At 69.9% G+C, this 24,416-nt stretch carries 15 protein-coding genes; 7 read left to right on the top strand and 8 right to left on the bottom strand.

What is annotated here, in order from left to right; translation table 11 throughout:
• From GXY35_11230 to GXY35_11215, 4 genes are read left to right on the top strand one after another with little or no spacing between them, the layout of a single operon-like run.
• The gene (locus GXY35_11230) at positions 1-777 is read left to right on the top strand and encodes a glycosyltransferase family 2 protein (protein NLW95148.1); all 777 of its coding nucleotides are present in this window, start codon (positions 1-3) and stop codon (positions 775-777) included.
• 24 nt (positions 778-801) lie between these two features.
• Positions 802-1,995 carry a glycosyltransferase family 4 protein gene (locus GXY35_11225; protein ID NLW95147.1) on the top strand — a complete coding sequence of 398 codons (1,194 nt, stop codon included), beginning with the start codon at positions 802-804 and terminating at the stop codon, positions 1,993-1,995.
• Positions 1,992-3,140 carry a glycosyltransferase family 4 protein gene (locus GXY35_11220; protein NLW95146.1) on the top strand — a complete coding sequence of 383 codons (1,149 nt, stop codon included), beginning with the start codon at positions 1,992-1,994 and terminating at the stop codon, positions 3,138-3,140. Before GXY35_11225 ends, GXY35_11220 begins: the two co-directional genes overlap by 4 nt.
• Positions 3,124-3,840: a class I SAM-dependent methyltransferase gene (locus GXY35_11215; GenBank protein ID NLW95145.1), complete on the top strand. Its 717-nt coding sequence runs from the start codon at positions 3,124-3,126 to the stop codon at positions 3,838-3,840. The genes GXY35_11220 and GXY35_11215 overlap by 17 nt, the downstream gene beginning before the upstream one ends.
• A gap of 17 nt (positions 3,841-3,857) precedes the next feature.
• On the opposite strand, the gene GXY35_11210 is transcribed toward GXY35_11215, so the two are convergent.
• From GXY35_11210 to GXY35_11200, 3 genes are all read right to left on the bottom strand, one after another.
• Positions 3,858-5,231, bottom strand: a complete 1,374-nt coding sequence (locus GXY35_11210; GenBank protein NLW95144.1) for a glycosyltransferase — start codon at positions 5,229-5,231, stop codon at positions 3,858-3,860.
• Between the two features lie 185 nt (positions 5,232-5,416).
• Positions 5,417-6,913 carry an oligosaccharide flippase family protein gene (locus GXY35_11205; GenBank protein NLW95143.1) on the bottom strand — a complete coding sequence of 499 codons (1,497 nt, stop codon included), beginning with the start codon at positions 6,911-6,913 and terminating at the stop codon, positions 5,417-5,419.
• 34 nt (positions 6,914-6,947) lie between these two features.
• Positions 6,948-8,636 carry a hypothetical protein gene (locus tag GXY35_11200; protein NLW95142.1) on the bottom strand — a complete coding sequence of 563 codons (1,689 nt, stop codon included), beginning with the start codon at positions 8,634-8,636 and terminating at the stop codon, positions 6,948-6,950.
• Between the two features lie 127 nt (positions 8,637-8,763).
• Between GXY35_11200 and GXY35_11195 the strand changes: the two genes are divergently transcribed.
• Positions 8,764-10,599, top strand: a complete 1,836-nt coding sequence (locus GXY35_11195; GenBank protein NLW95141.1) for a glycosyltransferase family 39 protein — start codon at positions 8,764-8,766, stop codon at positions 10,597-10,599.
• Complete coding sequence (locus tag GXY35_11190) at positions 10,596-13,148, top strand: hypothetical protein (GenBank protein NLW95140.1); 2,553 nt, start codon at positions 10,596-10,598, stop codon at positions 13,146-13,148. The genes GXY35_11195 and GXY35_11190 overlap by 4 nt, the downstream gene beginning before the upstream one ends.
• A gap of 25 nt (positions 13,149-13,173) precedes the next feature.
• Here GXY35_11190 and GXY35_11185 read toward each other — a convergent pair whose 3' ends face one another.
• From GXY35_11185 to GXY35_11175, 3 genes are read right to left on the bottom strand one after another with little or no spacing between them, the layout of a single operon-like run.
• On the bottom strand, positions 13,174-18,321 hold the full coding sequence (locus tag GXY35_11185; protein ID NLW95139.1) for a hypothetical protein: 5,148 nt from the start codon (positions 18,319-18,321) through the stop codon (positions 13,174-13,176).
• Complete coding sequence (locus GXY35_11180; GenBank protein NLW95138.1) at positions 18,318-19,082, bottom strand: glycosyltransferase family 2 protein; 765 nt, start codon at positions 19,080-19,082, stop codon at positions 18,318-18,320. Before GXY35_11180 ends, GXY35_11185 begins: the two co-directional genes overlap by 4 nt.
• The gene (locus tag GXY35_11175) at positions 19,079-21,349 is read right to left on the bottom strand and encodes a hypothetical protein (protein ID NLW95137.1); all 2,271 of its coding nucleotides are present in this window, start codon (positions 21,347-21,349) and stop codon (positions 19,079-19,081) included. Before GXY35_11175 ends, GXY35_11180 begins: the two co-directional genes overlap by 4 nt.
• Positions 21,350-21,576: 227 nt before the next feature.
• Here GXY35_11175 and GXY35_11170 point away from each other — a divergent pair, with 227 nt between their 5' ends.
• Positions 21,577-23,067, top strand: coding sequence for a radical SAM protein (locus GXY35_11170; GenBank protein NLW95136.1), 1,491 nt, complete (start codon positions 21,577-21,579; stop codon positions 23,065-23,067).
• Between the two features lie 45 nt (positions 23,068-23,112).
• On the opposite strand, the gene GXY35_11165 is transcribed toward GXY35_11170, so the two are convergent.
• Entirely contained in the window at positions 23,113-23,325 is a 213-nt protein-coding gene (locus tag GXY35_11165) for a hypothetical protein (protein ID NLW95135.1), read from the bottom strand.
• A 16-nt stretch (positions 23,326-23,341) separates the two neighbouring features.
• Positions 23,342-24,412, bottom strand: coding sequence for a response regulator (locus GXY35_11160; GenBank protein ID NLW95134.1), 1,071 nt, complete (start codon positions 24,410-24,412; stop codon positions 23,342-23,344).
• Positions 24,413-24,416: the final 4 nt, after the last annotated feature.

Here is a 24,416-nt window from a genome sequence, read left to right as displayed (position 1 = left end):
ATGTACCGGGGGATGCGGATCGCGGCGGTCGTGCCGGCGCACAACGAGGAACGCCTCATCGAGAGGGTCGTCGGCGGGATGCCGCCGTTCGTGGACCGTATCGTCGTCGTGGACGACGGCTCGACCGATGCGACGGCGGCCCGGGCGGCCGCGCGCGCGGACAAACGCCTCCTGCTCGTCCGGCACGCAAAACGGCGCGGCGTCGGGGCGGCCATCCGGACCGGCTATCGAAAGGCGATCGAGTGCGGAGCCGCCGTCGCCGTCGTGATGCCGGGCGACGCGCAGGCGGACCCGGCCGATCTCCCTCGCCTCCTCGACCCGGTCGCCGTGGGCGGGGCCGACTACAGCAAGGGGAACCGCCTCGCCGATCCGATCCTGGCGCGCCCGATGCCGCCGGTGAGGCGGTTCGGCAACCGTCTCCTGAGCGCCCTCACGCGCCTCGCCGTGGGGCACCCGGGGATACGGGACTCTCAGTGCGGGTACACCGCCGCGGGCCCGGCGGCGCTGCGGGCGTTGGCCGACCTTCCGTACCGCGACGGCTACGGGTACCCGAATGAGATGCTCTGCGGACTCGTCCTGCGCGGCCTTACAATCGTCGAGGTGCCGGTCAAGGCGGTCTACGCGGACGAGACGTCCGGGATATGGATCCCCTCCTACGCCGTCAAGATGGCGTTTATCCTGGCTCGGTGCGCCGTCCGGAGGATGCTGAGCGGCTTCCTCCGGGGGGCCGCCCGCCCGCCCGGAAAAGAGGGCCCGGAACCGAATTCTCATATCTGAGATCTCAAATTCGAGACAGGTCCCATGCACATCTGCCTCCTCACCTCCTCCTACCCGCGCTTCGAAGGGGATATCGCCGGCACCTTCATCCGCGACCTCTGCCGGGAGCTCGTCTTTCGGGGATTCGCCTTCACCGTCCTGGTCCCCGCGGACCGCGCATCCAGGCGCCTTCCCGAAGAGCCCGGGATCGCCGTGACGCCGTTCACGTACTGCATCCCCCGCCGTCTCCAGCGCCTCGCCTACGGGGCTGGGATCGAGGAGAACCTCCGCCTGCACCCGCTTCGTCGCCTCCTCATCCCCCCGTTCGCCATGACCTTGATCACCGCGGCGATCCGGGAAGCGCGGCGGAGCGACCTCCTCTGGTCGCACTGGCTTTTCCCCGCCGGGTTCGCCGGGGCTACGGCGGCGCGCCTCCTGGGCAAACCCCATCTCGTCACAGCCCATTCCGCCCCCCCCGGTATGACGCTCCGCCTCCTCCGGGGGGCGTTCGGAACCACGACGCGGGTCGCCGCGGTGAGCGCGGCGACCCGCTCCCGGATCGCGGCGCCGCTCGGGCGCGCGCCCGCCGACATCCCCCTCGCCCCGATGGGCGTGTGCAAGGAGTTCTTCTCTCCGCGCGGCGGGCGCGCGGCGCTCAGGGCGCGCGAACGGATCGGCAAGAAATTCGTCGTCCTCTTCACCGGGCGGTTCGTGGAGATCAAAGGGCTCGACCTGCTCGTGCGGGCGCTCGCGGGGCTCCCCGATACCCTCCTCGTCGCCGCGGGGGACGGACCGTGCCGCGCGGAAATCGAACGGCTCGCGCGCGGTCTGGGCGTCGACATGCGCTTCGAGGGGTTCGTCGACAGGGCGCGCAGGCTTGATTTGCTCGCCCTCTGTGATATAGTGGCGGCGCCCTCGCGCGTGCTCGCGGGAGTGAGGACCGAGGGGATGCCGGTCGGCGTGCTCGAGGCGCTCGCCGCGGGGAAACCGGTCGTCGCCGCCGCGTCGGGGGGGCTCGGCGAGCTTGTCGCGGACGGGGTGAACGGCCTCCTCGTGCCGCCGGGCGACGAGGCGGCCCTCAGGACGGCCGTCGAGAGACTCCGGGGAGACCGCCCCCTGTGCGACCGGCTCTCGGAGGGCGCCCGCCTCTCCGCGCGTCCCTATGCCGTCGCCGCAGTCGCGGACCGGTACGCGGCGTTATTGAGGGAATGCAGGCGCTGCACTGAAAGGACGGAATGAACAGGAGCCCCCGGGCGGACCGCGGCCGCGAGATCGCGATCGTCTCCAAGCCGCTCGCCCCGCCCTGGAACGACAGCGGCAAGAACCTCGCCCGCGACATCGTCACCCACCTTCCCGGCGAGCGGTTCAGGGTCTTCGTTCCGCGCAACACGACGCTCGGACTGCCGCACGCCGCGGAGGAGGCGATCTACCGCGACGCCGGGTCGTTCGCCCCCGCCCTCTCCGAGAACCTCCGCCTCTTCGCGCGTCTCCTCCTCCGGGGCCCGCGCCCCTCCCTCTTCCACTTCTTCTTCGCCCCCAACCCCAGAAGCTCCGCAGCCGCGCGGCTGCTCAGGCGCCGATGGCGGGTGCCCTGCGTCCAGAACGTCTCCAGCGAGCCGAAGGAGGGGGTGGATGTCGCCCCGCTCATCTTCGGGGACCGAGTCGTCGTCCACTCGGAGCACACGAAGAAACGGCTCGAGGCGTGCGGGGTGCGCGGCATCAGGCGGATCTACCCGGGGATCGACTTCCCCGCGGAGCCGGGGCCCGACGCCGCCGGGCGCGCCCGTGCGCTCGCCGGAGCCTCGGGGGGACCGGTCATCCTCTACCCGGGCGACTATCGCTTCTCGGGGGCGATCCCCGCCCTCATCGCGGCGATCCCCGCGGTGTTGAAGCGCCAGCCGGCGGCGCGGTTCGTCCTCGCCTGCCGGATCAAGGTGCCCGACGACAGGGAGTTCGAGCGGCGGATGATCGAAGAGCTCGAGGCGGCGGGGACGCGCGGGGCGGTGGCGATCGTGAACAACGTCCCGGACTTCGCCGCCCTGGTCGCGGTCTCCGACATCGCGGTCTTCCCCGCCTCGTCGCTCTACGCCAAGATGGACATCCCGCTCGCGCTGCTCATCTGCCTGGCGATGGGCACGCCCCTCGTCCTCTCCGATTTCGGCCCCCTCCGGGAGATCCTCTCGCGCCCCGCGGGGATGGTCGTGCCGCGGGGCTCCGCCGAGGCGCTCGCCCGCGCGATACTCGAGATCCTCGGCGACCGCGACCGGCTGCGCCTGATGGGCGGGGAGGGGCGGCGGCTCGCGCGGGAGCGGTTCGACGTACGGCACGCCGCCGCGGAGTACGGAAACCTCTACCGGGAGCTCAGGGATGAAGCGCAGCGCTGACTACTACGACGCCTTCAGCGACGGCTACGAACGGGGGCGCGACCGCGGCTACCACGCGATGATTGACGCCCTCGAGACGGAGACAGTCCTCCCGCACGCCGCGGCGGGACGCGTGCTGGAGGCGGGCTGCGGCACCGGCCTCATTCTCGAGCGGCTGGGCGGGGCGGGGGCGGAGCTGTTCGGGGCGGACCTTTCGCAGGGGATGCTGCGCCGGGCGGCCGCCCGCGGGTTCAGGGTCGCCCGGGCGGATCTGTGCGCCCTGCCGTTCCGAAACGACAGCTTCGACGCGGTCTACTCGTTCAAGGTGCTCGCCCATGTGCGGGAGATCCGCCGCGCGATGGAGGAGATGGCGCGCGTCACGCGCCCGGGCGGGCTCGTGTTGGCCGAGTTCTACAACCGTTTGTCGCTCCGGCACCTCGTGCGGGTCCTCAAGGGGGCGCGCCGGATCGCCCGCGACACGACCGACCGCGAGGTCTACACCCGCTACGACGGGTGGAGGGAGATCCTCTCGATGGCGCCTCCCGGGTGCCGGATCGAGGCGGTGCGGGGCGTGCGGATATGGACCCTCCTCCCGTTCCTGCTGCGGGTCCCGCTTCTGGGGAGGGCGCTGGAGGCGCTCGAGCGCCGGAGCTGCGACGGGCCGCTCAGACGGTTCGCGGGATTTGTGATCCTGGTGCTGAGGAAGAAGGCGGACCCCTAACCCCGGATCCGGGTTCGCTACTCCTTCCTGCCCACCGCCAGCAGGGAGAGGCCGAACGGGATCCTCAGGCGCCGCTCGAACCGGAGGAACGGGACGAGCAGGTCGAAGAAGGCGAGCTGGTTCTTCGGCAGCATTTTCCTTCTCAGTATCTTCCCGTTCACGAACCACCCGACCGCCCCGAGGAGGTTGAGGAACCCGATCCGCTCGACGCGGAAACCCGCCTCCTCCATTTTGCTGCAGAGCTCCGCGCGGCCGTAGCGCCGGTGGTGCTCGAGCCCGGCGTCGATCCTCGAGTAGAGCGACGGGCAGGCGGGGACGAGGAGCACGAGCCGCCCCCCGGGCACGAGCAGCTCTCGGAAGAACCGGAGGGCGCGGGCGTCGTCCCCGACATGCTCGAGGACGTTGAGGCAGAGCACGGTGTCGATCCTCTCGCCGGCGAGCGCGTCCGCGCCGCAGCGGTCGAGGTCGAGCGGGATGATCCTCAGGCGGGGGCTCCCGACGAAGCGGGTGCGCAGCGTCTGGAGGTGGCCCTCCGAGACGTCGGAGGCGATCACCAGCTCGCGGCCGAGGAGCTTGCGCGTGATGTTGCCGATCCCCGCTCCCGCCTCGAGGATGCGCCGCCCGAGGAACGGGCGCACCTGCTCGTGGATCCAGTCGTTGTAGCGCCGCACCTTCTCCATCCTGACAAGCGTCTCCCGCCCGATGTCGAGCGGCTCGAAACGGCAGCGGATGAGCCACCAGAGGGCGACGAAGCCGTCCCGCCAGGTGATCTTCTTCCCCTCCGTGTACGACCTGCCGTCGTACGAGATCGGGACCTCGTAGACCTTGTAGCCGCGCTTCATCACGTTGGCGGTGAATTCCGGCTCGAAACCGAAGCTGTCGGAGCGGAGGCGCATCCCCTCCAGGACCTCCCTGCGGAACGCCTTGTAGCAGGTCTCCATGTCGGTGAAGATGCAGTTGTAGAGGATGTTGGTGCAGAGGTTCAGCAGCTTGTTGCCGAGGTAGTGGGAGAACATGAAGACGCGGTGCGTGCCGAGGAAGCGGGAGCCGTAGACCACGTCCGCCTTCCCGCCGACGATCGGTTCGATCAGCTTCGGGTACTCCTCGGGGTAGTATTCGAGGTCGGCGTCCTGCACGATGAGGATATCCCCCGTCGCGTGCCTGAAGCCGGTCCGCAGGGCCGCGCCCTTGCCGAGGTTCCGGTCGTGCAACACGAGGGTGATCGAGGGGTCGGCCGCGGCGATGCGGGAGAGCTCCTCTCGCGTCCCGTCGATGGAGCAGTCGTCGACGACGACGATCTGCTTTTCGATCGGGACGGCCTTCACCCTGCGGAGGAGCTCGACGATGGTGCAGATCTCGTTGTAGGCCGGGATCACCACGGAGAGCTTCATGGCGGCATGATACCGCACGGCAAGGCTGGATTCAACCAGGAGTTTCCCCGTTGTCGTGCAAAATTCAAAAGCGCCTGCTTATCCGCCATTCCGGGGCGCGCAGCGCGACCCCGTGACGGCCCGGGGAGACGCCCGCGGGCGCGAAACAGGGGGCGCGGGACGAACTGCGCATCCCCCGGTTGCCCTCACCCCAGCCCGGCCGCCTTCCTCACCCGGGCGAGGTCCGCGGCCCCGAGCTCCCGCAGGGCGACAAGCAGGAGGAGGTACAGGGCGGCGAGCGCGGCGAAGCTGCCCGCGAGATAGATCCCCGAGGCGGGCAGCAGCCCCGAGGCAAAATAGACCGCCGCCCCCGCGGCCGCCACGCGCGCGGCGGATAGGATCGGGAGACAGGGGCCGAAACGCAGACGCAGACAGCCCCAGGCCGCGCACATCCCCGTCGCCATCGCGAGCGTGGTCGCGACCGCCGCGCCGCGGATGCCGTGCACGGGGATCAGCCAGGCGTTGAGCAGGACGTCGAGGGCGAGCGTGCCCAGCCCGACGAGGACGGAGAGGCCGGGGCGGCCGCTCCCGGAGATGGCGGTCGCCGCCACGAGGAAGAGGGAGAAGAAGACCACGCCGAAGACGAGCACGGAGAGCGCCCCGGCGCCTGCCTCGTATCCCGCGGGGAAGAGGAGGCGTATGGTCGCGGGGGCGTTCGCGGAGAAGAGCACCGCGATGAGACCGGTGAGCATCAGGCTGTACCGGAGCGCCTCCCGTATATACCCCCGCACCCGCCCCGCGTCCCCGAGCGCGGTGAGGCCCGAAACGAGCGGGAAGATGACGAAGGTGACCGAGACGATCGCCTGGTAGGGAATGAAGGCGAGCTGCTGGGCGGCCGCGTAGAAGGCGGCGAGCGTGTTGGCCTCCGCGGGGGAGGAGAGGCGCTTGAGGAGGAGCAGGTCCGTCTTGAGCAGCAGGTTGCTCAGGACCGTGAAGACGACGATGAAGAGCTGGAACGAGAAGAGCGGCGCGAGGGGGAACCGGCCGCGCGGCGCCACGGCGGGGGAGAATCCCATCGCGACGAGGAGGATCAGGAACGCGGCCAGGCCGAAGCCGCCGAGCGCCCCGGCCGCCCCGAAGCCGGCCGCGGCGAACACGAGCATCAGGCCAAGCTTCATCGTGGAGAAGGTCATGTCCAGAGACGCCTGGAGGAGAAATCTCCGCAGGCCGTTCAGAAAACCGACGTAGACCGGGTAGAACGAGTAGGAGAGCACGATCAGCGACGAGACCCGGAGCGGGCCGACGAGGGAGGGGTCGTGCAAAAAACGGGCGATCAGGGGAGAGAGGAGGTAGTAGGCGGCGAAGAGGCCCCCCCCGAGGAGGCACTGAAGCCTGAGCGCCGCCCGTTTGACGGACTCCGCGCGCGACGGATCCCCGGCGGCGAAGCGCGAAACCGCCTGTATCGTCCCGCGGATCAGCACGTCGCCGAGGATCGAGACGATGCCCGCCACGACCGCGTAGACGCCGTACTGCTCCTTCGGGAGGAGCCGGGTGAGGCCGAAGACGCCGGCGTAGCCGGCGACCATGAACCAGCCCTTCGAGAGGGAGAGGAAGGCGACCCCCCGCCCCGCCGAGGCGCCGCCCGGCGTCTTCGATCCGGCGGTCGAGGCCGGGGGGTGTGGCTCTTCGGTGCGCATCGACATCAGTGCCCTCCCTGGAGCGCGCGACGGGCGCTCATCATATGTTGGGGACGTTAGGCAGCCGGGCGTCCGACCGCGGCCGCGGCAGGAGCGACTCCACGAGATCGCACCGGTCTCCCCAGCACGCCACGGTGAAATCGTTCCACGCCGCGACGCCCCTTCCCGAGTCGATCTCCCTGCCTATGTGGCGCGCGAAGCCGTTTGTGCCGGGGATGCCGTATCGCTCCTCGAACTCGGCCAGGTCGTTGTTCTCGCAGATGATCCCCACGACGGTTTGGCCCTCCCGGCCGGCCACGTGCCGAACGATCTCCCCCCAGCCGACGATCCTCCGGTCGAGCGCGGCGGCGAACGCCGGGTCCCCGTAGAAGCAGGAGAACCTGTACGGGTTGCTGTCGGGGATGAACACGATGTCGATCCCCTCCCGTCCCGTCAGCGATTTGACCGTCTCGTGCATCCGCCGGGTCGGTCCCGCCCGGTGGTACGGGACGTAGGCGAGGTATTCGCTCCTCAGGGAGGCGCCCGCGCGCAGCGACGACCAGAGCACCAGCCCCGCGGTCGCGCAGGCGCAGGCCTTTCGCATGCGGGGGAAGCGGTCCCCGGTGACGATCGGACGCGCGCCGAGCAGCACGAGCGCCGAAATCCCCATCAGGGAACGCCTCAGCGTCGGCTGGTCGCTCATGATCGCCGGCGAGACGCCGGCGAGGAATAAGAGCAGAAGGAACAGGTCGCGCAGGAACCGGCGGCGCGCCTCCGCCGGCGCCGGACGAATGCACAGCAGCCGGCCGAGGTCGACGAGCATCGCGCAGAGCGCCGCCGCGGCCAGGAACGCCAGGTGCGGGGGGAGGGCCGAGGCCCGCACGGGGCTCATCACGTTCGCGGGGGAGGCGTAGTCGTTCTGCGCCGGATCGAAGAACTGGCGGTACAGGGCGACGGCGTTGTGCGGGTAGCGGGACACCGGCACGTACCTGCCCCATCCGGTGTGGCGGAAGTAGACGTCGCCCACCGCGCGCAGCCGGCCGGCGAAGGTCGCGCCCCCGTCCGCGCAGAGGCCGGCGTAGGCGAATCCGAGCGCGCAGGCGGTTAGGGCGCAGAGGAGGAGGGAGCCGAGCGCGGTCCCGACGCCTGTTTTCCGGGTCACAACGAGATAGGCGGCCAACAAGGGGGCGGCGAGGATGAGCGAACGCCCCCCCGCGTAGGTGAAGACCGCCCAGAATATCGCCGCGCCCAAAATCGCGAAGCAACACGCCACGCGCCTGCCGGCCGGCCGGGGCGACTCGGAGAGGTGGGCGAAGATCAAGAAGAAGAACCCCATCGGGAGCAGGAGCCAGGTGACGTGCCAGAAGATATGCGCGGTGAGCCCGATCCGGGAGGCGCACAGGGTGAGGCCCGCGACGCACAGCCCGTAGGCGCCGAACAACAGGAACGCCGCGCACAGGATCGCCGCCTGCCCCAGCGCGGCCTCGATGCCGCAGATCGTCCTGTTGATCTTGTACGGCTCGGACACGAGCCGGGCGATCGGGGCGAAGGCGAACGCCCGCAGCGACAGGCCGCCGTTGATGATATGCAGTTTGAGCGGCTCGCCGTTGAGGTACCGGAAGGTCGAGAAGAGGTAGTCGGCCTCGTCGATGGTCAGGCCTTCCACCGGGACCAGCGCCCGCACGGCGAACCCCGCCCCCAGCAGCGCGGCGCACGCGACGAGAAGCGCCGCGGTCGTCCTGTGCCGCATCCGTCGCCCCCCCCCCCCGCCTTCGCCGCCCGCGGCGCCCGACGTTGAACGGCCGGGTAGTTGTTGCGCGGCGGCGGCGTTTCCGATATGGTACTGCGTAAGTGTAGCATACGCCGCGAGCTCGACAATGCCGAGTCTGCCTGCGCATCCGTTTGACACGCTCCTGTACATCCAGGCCGTTCTCCTGGGGGTGCAGCTTCTGGGCTCCGGGAGGGCCTCCCCCCGTCCGATCCTGCTTACGGCCATCCTGGCCTGCGCCACCGTCGGCCAGTCGCTCGTCTACCCGCCCGCGTCGTCGCACCCGGTCCTCGGCGCCTGGCTGCTCGCGGCCTCCGTCCTCGCCACGATGCTCCTCTTTTTGCGCGCCCCCGCCTCGGACGGCGGGGGGGGGGCGCCCCGATCCATCCCCCGGGCGGTCCTGCCCTGGGTCTTCGCCCTCCTGATGGCGCTCTCCCTCTTCCTCCGCCTCTACCGGTACGCCGACGCCATCCCCGGCCTCGACATCGACGAATCGGTGAAGGCGCGGGTGGGGATCGAGATCGCCGAGGGGACGCTTTCGTACCGCCCGTTCTTCCATCTGAGGGAGTCGTTCTACTTCTATCTCGTGGCCGCGGCGTTCAAGCTGTTCGGCGTCTCCATCCCCGTCCTCCGCTCCGTCTCGCTCGTCAACGGCATGCTGATGCTCGTCGTGCTTTTCTTCTTCACGAGGCGGCTCTTCGGCGACTACCCCGCGATCGCGGCGACCTTCCTCCTCTCCTTCTCGCTCTGGCACAACGTGATCAGCAAGATCGCGGAGCGCCTCGGCCTCGCCCCGCAGTTCCAGCTCCTGGTGCTCTGGCTGCTGTACCTCTCGTACCGGACCGGGCGCTGGTATCATTTCCTTCTCTGCGGGGCCTGCCTTGCGCTCGGCTTCTTCGGCTACCCCCCGTTCAGGGCCGTCCCCGTCTCCGTCGCCCTGATCCTCGCCTACATCCTCCTGGCCGACCCCGGCTTTTACCGCCGCCGCCTCCCGCACCTCGCGCTGGGGGCCGCGGCGTTCCTCGCCGTCAGCCTCGTTCCGCTGGGGAAGGACTGGGCGCGCTGGCCCGACTACTACCTCACCAAGAAGCACCTCGGCTACACCGTCGACCCGTCGGTCAAGGACTGGGCGGAGTTCAAGAAGAACCTCCCGTTTCTGCTGCAGACCTGGAACCGGTCCACCGCCCCGTACGGCACCCCGCGCCCCTACGAGAACGTACCGCTGCTCAGCCCCACCGTGGGCATCCTCTTCCTCGTCGGGCTCGGGTACAGCCTCTCGCGGCTGCGGGAGCTTCCCTACTACATGGTCACCGTCTCCTTCTTCGCGGGGCTGATCCCCGGCCTCCTCGCGTGGCCGTTCGAGAGGCGCCTCGTCTGCGCGACCGTCATGACCTTCATCTTCGCCGGAATCGCGCTGGCCCTGCTCGACCGCACGTTCTGCGCCTTCTCCCGCCGCGCGGCGGCAATCTGTTTCACCGCGGCGCTCCTCCTCCTCGGCAGGGAGAACTGGAACGTGCTGGCCGCGCGCTTCTACCCGTGGGACACCTACGCGGCCACCACCCTGCCGTACGCCTATGCCGCCCGGATGGCGGACAACTACTTCATCTACTTCGACGGGCCCGGCTTCAACGTGAACAGCTACATCGTCCACCGGCACGGCGCGCTGGTACCGGGCCACAGGCACGAGATCACCCCGCACCTCCTGGGGGAGCTGAAGCAGACGCGGCTTGAGGACGCGCTCCCCCTGAAGGAATCCCACGGCAAGGACGCCTGCCTCATCCTCGCCGACCCGTCGCGGCGGGAGACGGTCACGCGCCTGGTGCGGCGCCACCATCCCGACGCGATCCTGGAACGGCATCGCGACGCCCGGGGAAGGGAGGTGTTCTGCTCCTTCCTGATCCCGCGCGCGTCGCTGGAGCCGTCCATGGAGGACGAGTCCCGATGAAGCGCTCCTCGCTCGCGCGCGCGGCCGGCGCGGCGTTCGTCGTCTGGGGCGCGGTGCATCTCTTCCCGGCGCTCTCCTTCTTCGCCCTCTCGTCCTTCCTGTTCGGCTTCCTCGCCCTGCGCCTGGTGAGCGACGACTACGCCGTCATGAACGTCAGGAACGCGATCGTCTGCGCCACAACCAGCCTCGCCCTGAGCTCCCTCTTCCTGCACTACGCCGCCTCCCTCCTCGGGTTCGCGCCGTCGTCGATCCTGGCCGCGTTCGCCGCCGCGGCGTGGGCGCTGTTCCTCGCCTCCCCCCCCTCCCCCCCGTCTATCTCCTTCCCGCGGCCGACGCCGTGGCGCGCCGCCCTCTGCCTCCTGTGCCTGGGCACCCTCTACGCCGTCTACCTGCCCTACGCCTGCTGCTTCTTTCCGCACCTCGGGAAAGCGATCGCCTATCTGCCGGAGGTCGGCGATTTCAAGAAGAACCTCGCCTTCACCGGCGCCCTCCTCTCGACCGGGTACCCCCCCGCCAACCCGTTCTTCGCCCTGAAGACGCTGACCTACTACTTCGGCTACCATCTGCCCGTCGCCATGCTCCAGGCGCTCTCGGGGGGGGCGCTCGGCCTGCCGACCTGCTGGGGGATCCAGATCCTCGTCACCAGCCTCCTGTTCATCGGGATGGCGTACCTGGTGAGCCGGTCGTATCTTCGGTGCCGGTGCGGCGTCTTCATCGCGCTGCTCTGCATGACCGTCGCCTACGGCCTCGATATCCTGCCGCTGCGCCACTTCGGGATCCTCGACCACCACCATATCGACCGATGGAACGGCACGATGGGGATGCTGGGCGAGCTCCCGCTGGTGAATACCTTCTACTCCCTTTTCATCTGGGTCCCGCAGCACCTGTTCGGCGCCGCCGTCCTTCTGCTGATCGCCGTTCTGACCCGGGAGATGCAGGAGGCGCCCGGGGCCTCGGTCCGGTACAGGTACGCCCTGCTGGCCGCCGTGCTCTTCAGGGCGATGGTCGGGTACAGTCTCTTCATCGCGGGCATCGGAGGGATGCTCCTGCTCGCGGCGGGAGCGGCGCAGCTCCTGATCGGCGTTACCCGCCGCGGCCGGCTGACCCCGGCCCTCCTCGTCATCCTGATTCCCGTCTGCGGCGGCCTCCTCTCCCTCGATCAGATCCTGGCCGCCTCGGGGGCGAACGCGCTGACCCCGTTTTACCCGCACGCATGGCAGTTGAAGATCGGCCGTTTCTGGCAGTACGCGACGGTCTGGTTCGTCGCCTACCCGCTGGAGTTCGGCGCCACCTATCTTTTGGGGATCGCGGGGATCTGCTGGGCTCTCCGCCGGAAGGAGTTCTCGTTCCTCCCCCTCTTCCTGTATTGCGCCGCGCTGATCCCGTTCGCCGCGATCAGCGTGCGGAAGTCCGCGCTCTGGAACGACTGGGGGATGCGCTGCATCATCCCCGCCCAGATCTCCCTCAGCGTCTTCACCGGCCGGTTCTGCTGTCTGTTCATGGAACGGTTCAGGGGGATCCGCGCGCGCCTCTGCCTCCTGCTCCCCCTCCTCGCCTGCCTGGCGATCGGGCTCTACGGCACCGTCTACGAGGTGCGGCACCGGTCAAGACCGCTGACCATGCCGTGCACGCTTCACGAGGAGTTCGTCTGGATCCGGGACCACACCCCGCCCGACAGTTTCATCGTCGCCCCGAACGAACCGCTCGACTACCTGGCCTCCATGCTCGCGACGATCTCCTTCCGCGGCTCCGTCTCGCACATCGTTCCGGAGTACGTGAACGATTCCCCGTTCCACGCCGAGATCATGCGGGCGAGGGACGAGATCTTCGCGGCGAGGGATTTCCAGACCGCCGCAACCTTGAGCGGGCATCTGGGCGCCGACTACCTCCTTCTGAACAGGCGCGGGCTGGACAATCTCTTCAAACAAGCCGGGTTTTCCGCCGTCCCGCCGTCCCTGTTCCGCGTGGAGTACGAATCCGACCACCTCATCCTCTACAAGGTGCTGAAGACGGACAAGGGGGCGATCAGGCCCGCCCCGGCGCGCCGCGCCCCCCCGAGCCCGGCGGTGGAGGAGGCTGCCTCCCCCGGCGGGCCGGCGACGCTCCAGAACCCCAGCTTCGAGCTCGTGGACAACCAGGGGATGCCCGAGGGGTGGAGCGCCAAGACATTCAAGCCGTCCGTAGAGACGCGCGTGGAGGAGACCCCGTCCCGGGAGGGAAAACGGTGTTTGAGGATCTGCAGCGCGGAGGGCGGCGACGGGGGCGTCGTCCAGCAGGTATTCCTGGAGGCCGGCCGCACCTACCTTTTGAGCGGCTGGGCGAAGGCCGAGCGCCTCTCCACCGGGGGCAAGGGCGCCCTGGTGGGGCTGGAGGGGATGGAGGACAAATCCCTCGTCTGGCCCGCGGGGACCTACGACTGGACCTACCGGGAGATGAAGTTCCGCATCGAGAACGACCAGCGCCACCCGCTCGCCGTCTACATCGGCGGATGGGGGACCTCGAAGGGGTGCGCCTGGTTCGACGACATACGCCTGACGCGGGAGCGGTAGCGTCCCCTGCCGGCAGGCCGCCGCCTCAGCGGAACTCCCGCGCGTCGAAGGAGCGCACCATGTGGTTCCGGCAGTCGACCAGGAGCACCGTCGCGCCGTCGTTCCCGACCGCGATCCCCATCGGGAACTGGAGGAGCGGTTTTCCCCCCTCGGACGGTTCGAGCGTCCCGAGGAGCTCACCCCGGCTCGAATATTTGAGGACGCGGTGCCCGAGGGGGTCGGTGAGGTAGATGCCGCCGCGCCCGTCCAGCGCGAGGTACGGCTCGTTGAAGGCCCCGCCCCGCCACCCGTCGACCGGGAACTGGCGAAGGTAGTTCCCCTCCCGGTCGAGCACCTGGACGCGCCGGTTGCCCGCGTCGGCCACGTACACCCGCCCCTCCCGGTCCACCGCGATCCCGACGGGCATGTCGAACTCCCCGTCCCCGGTCCCTTTGCTTCCGATCAGACGCGGCGGATCGCCGGGCGCCGTGAACAGCTTGACCGCCCCGTTGCCCGTGTCGGAGACCCAGACGCGCCCCCGTCCGTCCACCGCGATCCCGCGCGGCGCGAAGAGCCCGCCCTCGTACGATGCGACGAATGTCCCGTCGGCGACGAACGACTGGATCCGGTGGTTGAACGTGTCCGCAACCCAGATCCCCCCCTTCGCGTCCGCCTTGACGTCGCACGGGTCCTTGAACTGCCCGGGGAGATCCCCCTCCTCCCCCCACATCCCGATGAAGAGCCCGTCGGGGCCGAACCTCTGGATCCGCGCATTCCTGAAATCCGCCACGTAGACGTTGCCGTTCACGTCCACGGCGATCCCGCGCGGCTCCCTGTACTCGCCCGGCCCCTCCCCCTCCCCGGCGCCGCGGAGGGAGGCCTTCGGGGCCGCCGTCGAAGCGGGGGCGGGACCCGCCGCGGCGGGCGCCTCCCCGGCGTCCGGCGCCGGCGCGCGCGCGAGGCGGTACACGGTGACCGTTTTGTTCCTGAACGCCGGCCTGAACAGCCCCGGCATCCGGTCGAACTTGGCGAGCTGCGCCGGCGTGTAGGCGCGGCGCTCCGTGGCGCCGACGCAGACGTAGTCGATGCCGTACTTGGCCGCGAGCGTTCGGATCTCCTCGGGGTCGTCGGAGCGGTAGAGGGCGGAGACGTCGTTCCTGCGGATGTCGCGGAACGGGTAGCCGCGCTGGTCCACATGGCTCCACCAGCCGAGGACCGCGGGGAGTCCGGTGTTGGAGCTGATGCGCGCGTACTCGTACCGGTAGTCCTCGAGCGTCGCCTCGGCGATCACCGGCTGCCCGCCGACGCTCCGGCGAAGCCACTCGACCGCCTCGCACTCGTCGGGGAGCCGCTCGCGCATCCAGGCGAGCCCGTCCAGCGTCGGGTCGATCCGCAGGCGCGGCAGGAGGGTGCGCGGGAAGCCGACGCGGCCCGCGGCGGGCGGTTCCAGCCCCGTCCTCGGGTACAGGTCGTCCCCGGTCGTCCGCGCGCGGGGCCCCATCACGGTGAAGACGGACGAGGCCGCGACGAGAAGGGAGAAGACGGTCCACCAGGACGTTCGCGTCAGGCGGCCGATCAGGCGCGCCATCCGGCCCGGCGGCTGCGGCCCGCGCGCCGCCACGCGGCTCAGGATGTAGGCGCCGCCGATGGAGAAGAAGAACCATACCGGGATGTAGAACTTGAAGATGGTGTTCATCCTCTTCCAGACCCCGCCCTGGAGGAAGTCGCGTATGTGGAACAGCTCACAGGCGGCCACGATCGCCAAACCGTAGAGGACCAGGAGGAGGGAGAAGACCGCGCCTGCGTCGCGCCGGTTCCTCCAGAGGACAACGAAGCCGGGCAGGAGCAGCAGGAGGACGAGGGAGAGGGAGGCGTAGTCCGGCGCGCCCGTCCGCCCGGCGGCCGCCCACGGCAGGCACGCCGCGAGGAAGAGGAGGAGCACGAACGCGAAGCGCCGCACGAGGCCGCGCCCCCCGTCGATGAACCGGAAAAGCTCCATCGCGACGTACGCGGCGATCAGGGACAGGAAGAGCCCGAAGAAGCGGAGCAGCGCCCCCGCGGGCGTCGTGAGCCCCCCCACGAGGCCGATCCCCATCCCCTCGCGGCCGAACCAGAGAAAAAACGGCGTAAACGCCGCCACCGCCGCCGCCGCGAGGAAGAGGAACGAGCGGGAGGCGTCGAGCAGCGCCCCGAGCGGCCTCCCGACCGGCCCCTCGAGGCGCATAACGCTCATCAGGGAACGGATCAGGCGGCCGCCGAACCCGCAGCCCCACCAGATCGAGTAGGCGGCGAGCGGGACCCCGCGGGCCTCCTCCCGGCGCCGGATGAGCCCGCGCAGGAAGAGGGCGAGGGCGAGGACGCCGCCGAGCGTCGGGAAATCCCAGGTGTTCGTCGGCACGAGCGTCCCGAACGCGATCGCCGTCGCGGCGAAATTCGCCGCGCCGGACTCCCCGGTGCGCGGGTCGGGTGGACGGCGCCGCAGCACGAGGTCCAGCGCGCGGGCAACGAGGAGGAGGACGAACGGCATGGCGATCAGGTGCGCGTGGAGATCGACGAAGATGAAGCTCCAGAACGGGAACTCGTGGACCGTGTTCGGGATCACCTCGTGCGCGCAGCGGAAAAACCGGTACGAATGCTCGAACCCCGTGGGCATCCTCAGGCGGAGGAGGCGGTAGAACGCCTCCCGCCCTCGGAACCCGTCGATCAGGAGGAAGAAGCCGTCGAGGTTTCCGAGGATACCGGCCGCGGCGGCCCCCGCCAGCCCCCACCGGATCCGCCCGGCGAGGGTCAGCGCGATCGAGAAGACGGACGAGATCACGAGGGCGGGGATCAGGCAGAAGGCGAGCGGATAGGCGACGGTCGACGGGACGCCGGCGAGCATCGCGAGCATCGCGACAAGGTAGTGCCCGTAGTAGTAGTAGTTCAGGAAGACGCCGGATGCCCACGGGTCGATCGGGGGGAGATAGCGGGAGCGGAGGATCGAGTTGATGAACGAGAAGTCCATTGAGCTCTCGCTCCAGAATATGTCGGGGTTGTACAGGCGGAAGAGGGCGAAGAGGAGAAACGAGGCGAGAAAGACCGCCTCGGAGGCGAGCGCCGCCCGGTACGCCCCCCCCGAGAAGCGGCGCCAGCCGCACCCCCGTCCGGCGAGCGCGAGCGAGGCGAGGAGCACGAGGCCGCAGGCCAGGAGGATCGACGGGAGCGAGAACGGGGCGATCCGCAGGCTCGAGGAGAACCAGACGATCCAGCCGACGAGGGCGATGCCCAGGGTCTTGGCGAACGCGCCGCCCCGGTCCCTCAGCCCGCCGAGGAGGGAGGCGGCCAGCGGCAGGGCGATCAGACCGAGCGCCTCCGCCGCGAAAAGCCAGGCGAGGAGCGCCCAGGCCCCCCGGCGCCCCGCGGCGGCGTCGGGGGGCGCGGGGCCGGCCTCCGCCCCGCCCCAGGGCGGTTTCGTCTCGTCCGCGGCGAGCGCCGCGTCGAGCACCGGCCACCAGTCCCTCTTCGGCTCGGCGCGGATCAGCCGCTCGATCCGCTCGGCGGAATAGCGCCCCGTGTTCCGGAAGATGAGGACCTTCGGGTGGTCGTAGACGGTGAAGCTCTCGTCGGCGAAATCGTCGTTGAAGACGACCCCCGCCAGACGCGGACGGGAGCTGAAGCTCTTGACGAGCGTGTAGCCGAGCCGCCCCTCGAAGAGGAGCCGGTAGTAGTTGGCGCTGAACGGGTACCGATCGGGCACCCGCAAAACCGATCCGTACATCCGCTTCGTCGGGAGGGCGATGACGTCGCCCTTGGCGAGTTGCGCGGCGAGGAGGCGGACCTTGGCGCGGTCGTCGGGCCGGTAGATGTCGAGCGCGGTGACCGTGTAGCGCAACCTCCCCGGGTCCCCGGCGGGGGTGTGCGCCGGCAGGACGCAGAACTCCCACGTCTCGCCGAGGATGGTGGAGCGGGGCGGGACGTTCCGGTAGATCCAGTTCGACGCCTCGATGCGCGTGTCCTCGCTGCGGTAGATGCTCGTGTAGGCGGCGGCGTAGAAGAGGGAGAAGGCGACCGCGGCCCCCGCCGCCAACGCCAGCAGGCGCCGCACGAGGGGGCGCCGCGCCTCGGCGACGAGAAGGCAGATCCCGCCCGCGCCGAGCACGCAGAGGAACGGGACGAGGGGGGCGAGATAGCGGAGGAACTTCACCTTGAAGGAGACGGTCGCCGCCGCCACCGGCACAAACCAGGCGAGGAGGAGCACCACCCCGCGGTCGGGCCGGCGGACGGTTCGAACGACGAGGAACCCCGCGCCGAAAAGGAGGAGGGCGCCCGCCGGGACCCCGAGGCCGTAGGCGAGGAGGTTCTTGAGCTGATAGAATCCTTTCAGGGTGTGCTCGTACTGGAGCGTCCACGGCGGGGCCCAGTGCCCCCGGACCATGTTCTTCTGCTCGATGAGCTGACGCATGAACTCGCGGTGATCGCGGAAGAAGAACGGCTCCGCGGCCGCAAAGACCGCCGCCGTCACGAGAAGAGCCGCGAAAAGCTTCGCCCACCCGGCCGCCGAGAAGGGGCGGCCGCGCCGGACGAGAAGCGCCCCGTGGGCGAAGAGGAGCGGCAGCAGCACGGGGAGGGCGGTCACCTTCGTCGCGAGCGCCAGCCCGGCAGAGGCCGCCGCGAGGGCGTAGTCCCTGCACCTCCCCTCCGCCATCACCCGCGCCGAAAACCAGACCGAGGCGGTGACGAGGCTCGCGAGCATCACATCCACCGTGAGCAGGTGGGAGAGCTGAATCTGCAGGACCGCGAACGAGAAGAAGAGGGCGGCGAGGCAGCCGGCGCGCCGCGAGAAGAGGCGGGCGCCGAGCAGGTAGACGAGGAGGATGGTGAGCGTGTCGAAGGCGGCCGAGAGGGCGCGCCCGACCAGGAACGGATCGCTGCGCGCGAAGAGGCGCTGCGCGCCGCGCATCATGAGCAGCGGGAGGGAACCGTAGGCGAAGAAGTGCGGGTTATGGGCGTCGAGACGCTCGAGAAGCGTCACCGCCTCGCCCCGCCCCGCGCGCGCCTCGATCTCCCTGACCTGGCGGTCGATGTCGCCGAGCGCGTAGGAGATGCGCGCCTCATCGGGGTGGAAGATGTTCGGCCTCCCCCAGTCGAGGCCGTAGAAACGGAGCGCAGCGCCGAAAACGAGGGCGGCGATGAGCGCCGCGCGGTGCCGCGTCACGATCGTTCCCTCCGCCGGGGGGCGCCCGGCCGGTACCGGCCCCTGAGGTCGTCGAGCCGTATCCGCAGCACGTCGAGGAACATCCGCGCCGGGTCGCCCACGATACTCACGCGGCTGCGGGGGGAATTGTACCAGGTCACCGGCACCTCCGCGATGCGGCGGCCCGCCTTGCGCGCAAGGTAGAGCGTCTCCACGTCGAACGAGAAGCCCTCGACCCGCTGGGCGGCGAAGAGCTCCCGGGCGACCGCGCCGCGGAAGAGCTTGAAGCCGCACTGCGTGTCCCTCAGGCCCCGCACGGCGACGAGACGGACGATCTTGTTGAATATCTTGCCCATCAGCTCGCGGTACCAGGGCTGGTGGACGCGCACATCGGAACCGCGGGCCGCCCGCGACCCGATGGCGATATCGCACCCTTCCTCGAGGAGGGGCGGGAAGAGCCGCCGCAGCTCCTCGATCGGGGTCGAGAGGTCGGCGTCGGAGAAGAGGATGTACTCCCCTCGCGCCTCCTCCACCCCCCGGCGGACCGAGTACCCCTTGCCCCGGTTCGTCTCGTTCGGGACGAGCCGCACGGATCGGTGCGTTTCCGAAACGCGCCGCGCCACCGCCGCGGTCCCGTCGGTGGAGCCGTCGTCCACCACGATGATCTCGAACGGGTACCCGCACCCGGACAGGTAGTCGAGGATCCGCCCGAGCGTCGGCCCGAGCCGCTCCTCTTCGTTGTAGGCGGGGATCACCACGGAGAGGCGGACGGAAGCGTTCACGAGGCGGCCCCCTCCCCCGGGACGCGGTAGATCAGCACGTCCCTCCCCCGGTAGACGAGCGGGAACGCGCCGGCAAAGGCGTCCAGACCCGCCCGCGGGTACTTCTTCCGCTCCAGCGTGCCGACGTAGACGTAGGAGACGCGGTGCTTCCGGAGCAGCGGCAGCGCCTCCCGCTTGACGGTCGCACCGTAGATGCGGGCGATCTCCCCGCTCCGCTCCGTGATCTTCTTCCAGCTCCAGTCGCGCCAGAGCGACTCCTGGTTCCCCCAGCCGAGCACCGTCGGACGGCCGGTGAAGGTGGAGACCCTTCCGTGGAAGCTGTACGGGTCGCCGGTGGCCTCCAAAACAACCGCCCCGGGGGGCACCCAGCCCCGCACCCAACCGAGCGCCCGGTACTCGCCCGGGTACAGGTGCCTGATGTAGGCGGCGCCGTCGAGCGTCGGCAGGTACGGGGCCGCCCCCCTCCCCCCGCCGCGGAAACGCCCGCACCGGTGCCAGGTCCCGAGCACCGGGTAGATGAGCGACGGGACGACGAGGGCGGCGAGGAGGACCCGCCACGCAGCCCGCCACGCCCCCGAAAGCGACGCCGCGACCCCGCACCCCCCGGCGGCGAAAACGACCGAGGCGAGGATCCAGGCCTGGAAGTAGTATTTGAAGACGGTGTTCTGCCGCTGCAACCTCTCCCCGTAGAAGTCCTTGAGGTAGACGATCTCGCAGCCGAGGAAGAGGGCGAAACAGACGAGGGCCAGGAGGAGGACGAAGCGGCGCTCCGGCGGCGGGCCGGAGCGCGGGAAGGCGAGCGCCGCCGCGGCGGCGGCGCCGCCCGCCGCGAGGCCCGCGACCGCCGTCCCGGTGAGCAGCCACGCTGCGGCCGCCGCCACGACGGCGGGGAGGAGAAGACGCAGGCCGCCGCCCCCCTCTTTCGCCCGCGCGGCCACGGCCGCCTCCGCGGCGAGGAGGGAGAGGAGGGCCGCCGCGGCGAGGCCGTTGACCGTCAGGAACGGCCCGAGCGCCGAGCGGTAGGCGGGCGCGACCAGGCCGACGCTCGGCTTCGCGGCGGGCGCGAACCGGAGGCGGAACGGCAGGAACAGGACGACGCTCACGGCCACGACGAGCAGGAGCCACGCCGCCGTCGGCCACACCGGCGCGCCGCGACGGCGCAAACGCAGGAAGGCGCACGCGCAGAGGACCGTGAGCAGGACGTAGGTCGGATAGTCCCAGGTGTGGAACATGAACACGGCGCCGAGCGCGAAGGCGAGGAAGAGGGAGGGGAGCCCCCATCCCGGCGCCGCGGCCCGCCCCGGGGAGGCGGATTCAGGCGCGGGGGGCGGGCTCGCCGTGCCGCCCCTGCGCCCGGCGCGAACGGCGGGGGGAGGGGGCGCGCATGCATCCCCGCCCTTGATGAGGACGAGGAGCAGCGTGAGGGGAAGGAAACAGAACGCCATGAACATATAGTGCGGGTGCAGATCGCCGAGCAGGAAACTGAAGGCGGGGAACTCGTGGATGGTGCCGGGGAGGATCTCCCGGGAGCCGTGAGCGAACATCTCGATCCACCAGTCCCTCCCCCCGAGCCCGCCGGCCCGGACGGCGCGGACGAGCGCGTCGAGATTGCCGAGCCCGAGGAGGAACAGCGGGGCGAGGAGCGCCCACCCGCGGCGGCGGATGAGATTGTACGCCAGGCTGAACGATCCGAGCGCGGCGAGCGGGACCACCGTGGCGACGGCGAGGTTGAAGCCGATTTCGGGGCGCGCGGCGGCAAGGCGCACGAGGCAGGCGAAAAGCGCGTAGCCGAGATAGTAGTAGTTGACCGGCTCCCCGGCGAACCAGAGATCCTCCGGCGGCATCGCCCCCCCCCTGAGCACGGACTGGAGAAACATCATGTCCGGCTCCTTCTCGGCGAGGGTGATGTCGGGCTTGTACGCCTGGATGAATACGGCGGCGGCGAAGACGGAGAGGAACAAAAGCTCCTCGAAGACGAGGATCCCCTTCCGTTCGGAGATGAAGCGCCGCAGTTCCCGGCGACGGCCGCGGGCGGCGAGGGCGGAGGCGGAGAGGAAGACGAGGAAGACCGCGGTGATCGAGGCGCCGTCGAACGGGAAGAGGCCCACGCCGGCCGGGAGCCAGGTCGCGTAGCCGACCAGAAGGAGGCCGAGCAGCCTCGCCACGCCGAAACCGCCGTCGGGGAGGCGGCCGAAGAGGGCGAGGCAGAGCGGCCAGGAGGCGACGCCCAGCAGTTCGACGACCAGCAGCCAGCGCACGACGACCATTGACGCCTCCGGGTGAACCGGCTTCCGTTTCCCCGCTTCGCGGCGCGCGTCCGTTTCGATGCCGTCGCGAGGCGCTATTCTGTCCGAAAACCCCCTCCGGGTCAAGCCCGCCGCGGAGCCCCGCCTCCCCCCCGCCTGCCGGGGGCCCTCGCGCGGCGGTCGCGCCGGGGATCCGCGACCCGCCCCCTCCGCCGTCGCACTCGACAACAGGGCGGGGATGAGGCAGAATGTCGGCCATGAAGGTGCTCCTCGGCAACCCCCCGTGGCGCAAGCCGGGCTACTACGGCGTGCGCGCCGGGTCCCGCTGGCCCCATTTCGAGCACCAGAGCAGCCGCTACATGCCGTTTCCGTTCCACCTCGCCTACGCGGCGGCGGTGCTGGAACGCGACGGCTTCGAGGTGCGCATGGTCGACGGCTGCGCCGAGCGGATCTCCGACGAGGCGTATCTCGACCGGCTCGCCGCCTTCGACCCCGACCTCCTGATCCACGAGATCTCCACGATCTCGCTCTCGCAGGACCTCCGCATCGTCGACGCCGTGCGGCGGCGCGTCGGGAACCGGCCGCGGATCGCGGTCTGCGGCCTCCACGTCCTCGCCTTCGAGCCGGAATTCCTCCGCCTGAACCCCGCCGTCGACTTCTCGTTCATAGGGGAATACGAGCAGACCGCCCTCGAGCTCGCGCGACGCCTCGCCTCCGGGACTTCCGCGGACGGCATCGCCGGCCTCGTCTATCGCGACGCGGAAGGGGACCCGCGGGCCGCCCCGCGGCGCCCCCTCTGTCGGGAGCTGGATACCCTCCCCTGGCCGGCGCGGCACCTCCTCCCGATGGATGCCTACCACGACACGCCCGGGGGGATACCCGAGCCGAGCGTGCAGATGTGGGCGAGCCGCGGCTGCCCGTTCCGGTGCAGCTTCTGCGCCTGGCCGCAGATCGTCTACGGGAACCGCCTCTACCGCCCGCGCGACCCGATCAAGGTCGTCGACGAGATGGAGCACCTCGTCAGGGAGGAGGGGTTCAGATCGGTCTACTTCGACGACGACACGTTCAATATCGGGAAGGAGCGGATCCTCGCGATCTGCAGCGAGATCCGGAGGCGGCGCCTCGATATCCCGTGGGCGGCGATGGCGCGGGCCGACCTGATGGACCGCGAGATGCTCCGCGCGCTCAAGGAAGCGGGGCTCCGCGCCGTCAAATACGGCGTCGAGTCGATCGACCAGGGCATCCTCGACCGCTGCGGCAAACAGATGGACTTGAAAAAGACCGAGGCGATGATCCGGAAGACGCGGAGGCTCGGGATCCTGTACCACCTGACCTTCACCTTCGGCCTCCCCGGAGAGACGAGGGAAACGATCAGGAGGAGCGTGGACTGGTGCCTGCGGATGGACCCCGACACCGTCCAGTTCTCCGTGAGCACGCCGTTCCCCGGGAGCCGCTTCTACGCGGAGCTCGAGTCGCGGAAACAGATCACCAGCAGGAACTGGGAGGAGTACGACGGCTTCTTCCACGCGGTGGTGAGGACAGAGAGCCTCGGCCCCGAAGAGATCCTCGAGGAGCGGAACGCGGCGGCGAAGACCTGGGAGGCGCACGCGGCGCGGCGCGCCCGGAGGAGGGCGCTCCGGCGCTACCTCACCCCCCGGTACGCCGCGGCGGCGGTCCGGTCGCCCCGGAAGGCGTTGCGGAAACTCCGGGAGCTCGGCGTCATGAAGAGGCCGCGCTGACGCCCCCCTCTTCCCACCTCACCCCTTCCGCCTTGCGCGGAAGTCTCACCACCACCGTCCCCGCTCGCGGAAGGTCTTGACGAAGCGCTCCACGCTCCGGTCGTACGTCCTCTCCACGTCGGGGGGGAAGAGGCATCCGGGCAGCTCACCGGCGGCCCAGTGGCTCCGCAGGCATTCGCAGCAGAGCCCCTTGTTCGCGCACGGTTCGTAGGAGCAGCCGCACCCCGCCGCGTTTCGTTCCTGCGCGCACCCGGCCATCGGAAACACCCCCTGTTCAGTCGATCAGGGTGAAACGGCGTATCTCGTGCCACGTCTTCGGAGGGATGTCGAGGAAGCAGTCGACAATCGTCGGATCGAAGTGGCTGCCTCGGCAGCGCCTGATCTCCTCGAACGCCGTGGCGAAATCGACCGCGGCGCGGTACGGCCGATTGGTGGTGATGGTATCGAAGGCGTCCACGACCAGGAAGATCCTCGCCCCCGCGGGTATCGCCTCCCCCTTGAGACCGGCCGGGTACCCGCTGCCGTCCCAGTGCTCGTGGTGGTTGTGGACGATCTCGAGCGCCGGGGCGAGGAAATCGATATCCTTGAGGATGGTCTGCCCGATGACCGGATGGCGGCTCATCAGCGCCCACTCCTCCTCCGTCAGTTTCCCCGGCTTGAGAAGGACGCTGTCGGGGACCCCGAGCTTGCCGATATCGTGCAGCAACGCCCCAATCGAGAGGTCCTTGATGCGCGCGTTTGTCAGCCCCAGCGCCTTGGCGAGGACGACGGTGTACATGCTCACCCTCTGGGAATGGTTGCCCGTCTCCCGCTCGCGTGCGTCCAGCGAGGCCACGAGGGCCTGGAGGGTCGTGTCGTAGGAGTGCTTCAGCATCTGGAGGGTCTTCTTCAGCTCGTTCGTCCGTTCCTCGACGAGCGACTCGAGGTTGAGCTGGTACTCCCTGTTCTCGATGATCAGCCGGCGCTTCTCGAGCGCCTTCTCGACCGAGAGGGCGAGCTCCTTCAGGTTGATCGGCTTGACGATGTAGTTGTCGGCCCCCTGCGTCAGACAGTTCACCGCACTCTGGGTTTCGTCGAGGGCGGTGAGCATGATGACGGCGGTGTCGGGCCAAAGCTCCTTGATCTTCGAGAGGAGCCAGAACCCGTTCTCGTCCGGCATGTTGATATCGCTGATGACCACCGCTGGCGGACGGCGTTCGATCAGGGCGATCGCCCCCCGGGAATCCGCCGCGGCGGCGCAGACGTACCCGTGGAGCCCCAGGCCGCGCGTGACGATGTCGCGGACACTCGGCTCGTCGTCCACCACCAGCACCGTCCTGTCATCCTTGTCGGGAAGCGGCCCCATATCG

The sequence above is a fragment of the Chlamydiota bacterium genome (assembly GCA_012729785.1).
In the GTDB taxonomy this organism is placed as follows: domain Bacteria; phylum Auribacterota; class Tritonobacteria; order UBA1439; family UBA1439; genus UBA1439.
This window is presented reverse-complemented; position numbering and strand designations above follow the sequence as displayed.